This window comes from aff. Roholtiella sp. LEGE 12411 (genome assembly GCF_015206995.1).
In the GTDB taxonomy this organism is placed as follows: Bacteria; Cyanobacteriota; Cyanobacteriia; order Cyanobacteriales; family Nostocaceae; genus Komarekiella.
This window is the reverse complement of record NZ_JADEXR010000033.1, coordinates 44,639-50,898: the sequence shown is the minus strand read 5'-3', so window position 1 is coordinate 50,898 and position 6,260 is coordinate 44,639. Positions and strand designations below refer to the sequence as shown.

Sequence of the window (6,260 nt, the reverse complement as noted above, 5' to 3'; positions counted from 1 at the left end):
GCAGGGGGGCAAAGGAGCAGGGGAAGCAGGGGAAGCAGGGGAGAGAAATTCTAACTCTTCACTCAGGACTCAGGACTCTCCTATAGAGTTTTCGCAAGTCAACGGAACTGCTCAACTCTTAGAAAACAATCAGCAAATAAAGTTTAACGTTGTAGGTCAAGCGGATAGTGGTGGTAATATTTCCATCCAGGGGGAAACACGTTCCAAGGTACTAGCTGGCAACTTACAGTTACAAGGACAAGGTTTGCTGGCTGCGGATGTTACCCGCTTAATCAAGTTACCGTTTAGCTTACAGGCGGGTCGAGTTAATGGCGACTTGCAGCAGATTCAACTAGCACCAGGACAGCCGACTTTATTGTTTGGCACTGCCAGTTTACAAGGGGTGACGCTTCAAGTGCCCCGTGTACCAAAACTATTTAATAATATCCAAGGCAACATCCGCTTCCAGGGAACGCAAGTACAGCTAGACAATGTTGCTACTAATTACGGTAAAATTCCCTTAGTTGCTACGGGTATTATCGACTCGAAAGCCGGGTTTAAGTTGGTAGGGCGTGTAAATGCGGTGAGCTTGGCAAACGCCCAAGAGGCTCTGAATGTAACACTACCTATGCCTGTAGCTGGGCAAGTCAAAGCAGATTTGCAGCTGGTGGGCGCAACCACTAAGCCAATTCTTTCAGGCACGGTTGCCACGATTAAACCTGCGCGAATTGACAAAGTTGATTTTAATAGTATTAGTAGCCAGTTTGATTTTTATAGCAGTTCTTCCAGGATTATCCTAAAAGATATTCAAGGTAAAGCAACAGTTGGCGGTGAAATTACGGGTGCTGGTACAATCCAACTTGGTAAAGCTCCCCAACTGGATTTGAATTTCGCTGCCAGGAACCTTCCTGGGGATGCGATCGCTAAAGTTTACGAAACTAAACCTAAATTTCAAATCGGCACTATTTCTGCTACAGCTCAACTGCGAGGTGCTCCTAACAGTGTCCAGACTGTGGTAAGATTTCAAGCTCCTGGTGGGACTTATCCCGGAACTGGCGAAGTTGCGTTCCCCTCTGGGGTTGCCGCAGGCATCGCTCCAAATCGTACCGTTTCTTTCCGCAATGTAGCCCTTAATGTCGCTGGTGGTATAGTTCGGGGAACTGGCAGTTACGCTAATCAACGTTGGCAAGCCGTTGCTCAAGCCTCTGGTGTCCAGGTGGAACCTTTTGTCAACAAAAATCAACTGCAAAATGTCTCTTTAGCGGGGGCGCAGTTCAATGGTCGTCTGCTTCTCTCAGGAACTACAGGGCCATTCCAAGTGGCGACGATTCGCACTGAAGGGGCAGGAATTCAAGTTGCTGGTGGCACAATTGCAATATCTAATGTCCAGTTGCAAGACCAAAGTTTTTCTGCTCAATTAGTCGCAAATGGTGTAAAGCTGGGGCAAATATTGAAAAAGTCTCCCCCAGTTTTAACTGGGCCATTGGCGGGTACGTTTCAAATAGCAGGTAGCAGAGATAATTTTAGTCTCAAAACCCTGCGCGGTAATGGTACGGCCCGCCTTGCTGTTGCTAGTGGTACAGTTACAGCCAAAAATATTCAAGTTGCTGATGGTGTATATCAGGCACAAATCCAAGTAAATAACGTACCTGTGCAACAGTTGACAGCAGTTCCGCCACGGGTAAAAGGAGCTTTAAATGGTAATTTTAATGTGGGGGGTTCTATTGAATCTTTCCAACCGCAAGATATCCAAGCCAGCGGTCAAGCACGGGTAAATATTGGAAATGGCATAGTTACAGCCAAAAATATCCAACTGGCTAATGGTCGCTATCAGGCACAAGTTCAGGCAAATAACGTGCCCTTGGAGCAGTTAACAGCAATACCTCCGCAGTTTCAGGGAGCGTTAAATGGTCAATTAAACGTGGCGGGGTCTGTGGAGGCTTTCCAACCGCAAAATATCCAAGCCAGCGGTCAAGGACAGGTGAATGTTGCAGGTGGCATAGTTACAGCCTCTAACATTCAATTAGTGAATGGTCGCTATCAAGCTGTAGTCAATGCTTCAGGCGTGGAATTAGGTCGCTTGAATCAGCAGTTACGGGGTCAGTTTGGCGGGAAGATGCAAGTAGTAGGCACTTTAGGAGCGTCTAAGTTAGCTGATGTGCGTGCTGCTGGTCAGGTGCAGTTGTCTCAAGGTATCCCTGGTTTTGAACAACCCCTAAGCGCTGCGATCGCTTGGAATGGTGAAAAGCTTACCATTGAACAAGCAACTGCTCCAGGTTTAAATATCACTGGTGACATATTAGCTAATGCACAGCGAGCAGGTATACCGGAAATTACTGCTTTAAATCTTAATGTCCAAGCACAGAATTACGATTTCAAACAGTTACCGATTAATCTGCCTAATCAGGTAACTGTAGCTGGTAAAGCTGATTTTAATGGACAAATCACTGGTAAGCTGCCCTTGCCGAATGTAACAGGGCAAATCAGGTTGCGAGACTTTGTAGTTCAAGATATTGCTTTTGAGCCGTTATTAACTGGAAATATTCAGTCAGCGCAGGGACGCGGTTTGAATTTAGACTTGACTGGTAACAGAGATCGCATTGCCCTAAACTTGGATGCGAATAATCGTCCCCAATCCTTCCTAGTCAAGTGGCAGCAAGCATTAGCATCAGGTCAAGCTCAAGGGGATAGTTTGGCGCTTCAAGTGGAAAACTTCCCCTTAAAAATATTGAATTTGACTGCACCGCCAAATCTGCGTTTAGGTGCTGGTAGAATAGCTGGGTTGTTAACTGGGGATTTGCTGGTTAATCCGCAGACATTAGCAGCAAATGGGAATTTAGCGATCGCTAATCCGCAAATTGGATATATTAAAGGCGATGGTTTAGCTGCTCAGTTCCGCTACGGTAATGGTCAAGCAACACTCACCAGTAGCGAATTTGTCAAAGGCAACAGTCGTTATACTTTTGCTGGTACTTTTGGTCAAACCGCCAAAGGGCCTCAATTACAAGGTAAACTTAACGTCAACCAGGGCAATATTCAAGATGTCCTGACAGTAGCACAGGTATTTGAATTACAAGATTTGCAACGCGGTTCGGCAGAGCCAACCTACGGGAAAGCAGCAGATTTGACTACCAACCCGCAAGGATTGCCAAATCAGCCTTTACTGAACCAACTCCAGCGCCTTTATGAAATTGACGCCCTGCTTGCAGAACAGGAACAACAGCAGATATCCACTCCCATACCAGATTTGGCAGACTTAAAGGGAACTTTCAACGGTGAAGTAGCTGTAGATACTGCCACAACTAACGGACTTTCAGTGCAATTTAATTTGAGTGGTCAAAACTTTGTCTGGGGTAAAGAAGAACAACCAGGTCGTTTTTACAGAGCCAATAGAGTAATTGCTGAAGGTAACTTTGAGAACGGGGTTTTGAGGTTGCGACCTTTACGATTCGAGTCTCAGAATAGACTGATTGCCTTCACAGGTAACATTGGCGGTAATGAACAATCTGGTCAACTACGGGTAAATAATTTTCCATTACAGGTACTAAATAATTTCGTCAAACTTCCAATTGGCGTAACAGGTAATCTTAATGCTACAGCTGCTTTAGCAGGGAGCATTGCCAATCCTCAAGCTCAAGGCGAATTGCAAATCACACAAGGAACACTAAATCAAAAAGCAGTAGAGTCAGCGATGGCAAGTTTTAGTTATGCCAATGGACGCTTGAATTTTGGCAGCAATGTATCAATTGCTGGGCCAGAACCTGTAAATATTACGGGCAGCATACCTTACCAGTTGCCTTTTGCTTCCGTAGCGCCAGACAGCGAGCAAATCAGTTTGGATGTGAAAGTGGAAAATGAAGGATTAGCACTGTTAAACCTGTTGACTAACCAATTAGTATTTGAGAAGGGAGAAGGGCAAATAGATATTCAAGTGCGCGGGACGAGACAGCAGCCACAGGTGAATGGAATTGCCACTATTAATAATGCTATTTTTTCAGCACAAGCTTTGCCAGAAAAGGTAGGACGTGTCACAGGTAAGGTACGGTTTGATTTTGACCGTATTTTAGTAGAAAATCTTCAAGGTAAATTTAGCCAGGGTAAAGTAGAAGCTGCTGGAGAGATTCCCATCTTTAACAATGAGAAAGTGAGTATCAACAATCCTCTGACTGTTAATCTCGATCAGTTAAAGGTGAATTTTAAGGGATTGTACCAAGGAGGCGCTAATGGCAATTTACAGATTACTGGCTCTGCCCTTAACCCATTAGTTGGCGGTAAAGTAGATTTGTTTGATGGTCAAGTTTTGCTGGCAGATACCAACACTAGGCAAACTTCAAATAGTAGTATCGGTGTGTCACCTACCAAAGCCAACAAGCAAAGTAAAGCTGAAACGGGTAATGAGAATGCAAGGTTTAATAATCTAGAACTAGAGCTAGGAAAAAACGTCCAAATCACTCGTCCACCTATACTCAGCTTTCGAGCAACTGGTAATTTGACAGTTAACGGCTCCTTCAGTCAACCTATACCCGATGGCACTATCCGGCTAAAAGCAGGTGGGGTAAATTTGTTTACTACCCAATTTAGCCTCGCTCGTGGCTATGACCATACTGCAACTTTTACAGCCAATCAACCCCGCGACCCCGATTTAGATATTCAGCTATTTGCTAAGGTGCTGGATGTAATTCAGAGTAGTGACTTTAGTCGCTCAAATTCCACCGGGTTAGCAGCCTTAGAAACTGTGCGAGTAGAAGCTAATATCAAAGGCCCCGCCAGTAGACTCAACGAAAATCTTCAACTAACTAGCAGTCCGTCACGTGGTCAAACAGAAATTGTGGCTCTGTTGGGGGGTGGGTTTGTAGACACTCAGGGACGTGGTGACAGTACTTTGGGTCTGATAAACATAGCAGGCTCAGCTGTATTTAACAATTTTCAGTCAGCTTTTAATCAGATTGGTGGTGCTTTGGGTTTAAGTGAACTGCGTGTTTTTCCCACCGTTATCTCCAATAATCCCGAAGCTGGAAGGAACAGTTCAACTTTGGAGTTAGCAGCAGAGGCTGGGATTGATATTTCTCCCAAAGTTTCCGTTTCTAGCATTAAGATTTTGACCGCAGATGACCCCTTTCAGTGGGGTATAAATTACCGGATAAACGACGAATTTCGGGCGCGTGCTTCTACTAATTTATCTGATGACAGTCGTGCAATTGTGGAGTATCAAACGCGGTTTTAGATAAAAAACTTCACCCACAAGGGGGTGGAGTTTTTGGGCATTTAGATTGTAATATTATCGCTTCCTTGCTGACTAATCAATAATCGCAAAATCGATAGCCCTAAAATTATTAGAAATAGCACTAACCCAATTGTACATGCATAGCTAATTTCTAAATTATTGAAAGCTTGCTCATATAGATAATAAACAATTGTTTTCGAGCTACTCAATGGCCCACCTTGGGTCATAATGTATACTTCTTCAAACACTTTGGTAGCAGAAATCGCTGAAATTACCGCCACCAATGCTAAATAAGGTTTCATCAAGGGTATGGTGATATCCAAGTGTTTGCGGATACCATCAGAGCCATCAATTGCAGCGGCTTCGTACACATCAGCAGGAATTGATTGCAATCCCGCTAAATAAATTACCATGTAGTATCCTAGTCCCTTCCACACAGTCACAGCCATCACACTGGCTAGAGAAATTGGTACAATGCCAAAAATTTTCGCTGGACTGGTTAGCCAGGGAATACCTTCTGGAAAAATCCCCAAAGTTTTCAGCAACTGATTGAGTAAGCCATTTTCTGCATACAGCCATTTCCAAGCTATCCCCGCAACTACCATTGAAATCACTACTGGGGTGTAGTATGCAGATCTAAACCAATTCATCCCCCGCAGTTTCTGATTAACTAAAATTGCCAGTCCTAAAGGAGCAATTACCAAAATCGGCACTACACCCACAAGATATAAAAAAGTGTTTTCTAAAGTTTTCCAAAAAACTGCATCTTTCCCAAGCTGAAGGAAGTTAGCAAGACCTATCCATTGCGGCGGTTGAGCAAGATCTTCGTAGCTGGTAAAGCTGAGGTAAAACGCTTGCAGTGCAGGCCAAAAGACAGTTAATCCCAAAATAATTAAGGCGGGTAGCAAAAACAAATAAGGAGTCAGTCGTTGTTTGATAAATATCCAATCTTTAGAAGTTAATTGATTCATAGGGGCTTTTTTAGACTAAAGTAACGCATGTTGGTGTTTTTGCTCTGGAAAAATCCTCAAGAATAAAGGACTTGGGGATATGAGTA

Annotated in this window: 2 protein-coding genes; one reads left to right on the top strand and one right to left on the bottom strand. The window is 44.0% G+C overall.

Annotated elements, in window-relative coordinates:
- A partial coding sequence (locus IQ246_RS10285) for a translocation/assembly module TamB (RefSeq protein WP_194002619.1) occupies nt 1-5,203 on the top strand: 5,203 nt, incomplete at its 5' end.
- Between the two features lie 41 nt (nt 5,204-5,244).
- On the opposite strand, the gene IQ246_RS10280 is transcribed toward IQ246_RS10285, so the two are convergent.
- On the bottom strand, nt 5,245-6,174 hold the full coding sequence (locus tag IQ246_RS10280; RefSeq protein ID WP_194002614.1) for a carbohydrate ABC transporter permease: 930 nt from the start codon (nt 6,172-6,174) through the stop codon (nt 5,245-5,247).
- Nucleotides 6,175-6,260 lie beyond the last annotated feature (86 nt).

Bases quoted from the DNA above. Each gene is read 5' to 3' on its own strand.
- IQ246_RS10280 (WP_194002614.1), bottom strand. From the start codon at position 6,174: ATGAATCAATTAACTTCTAAAGATTGGATATTTATCAAACAACGACTG.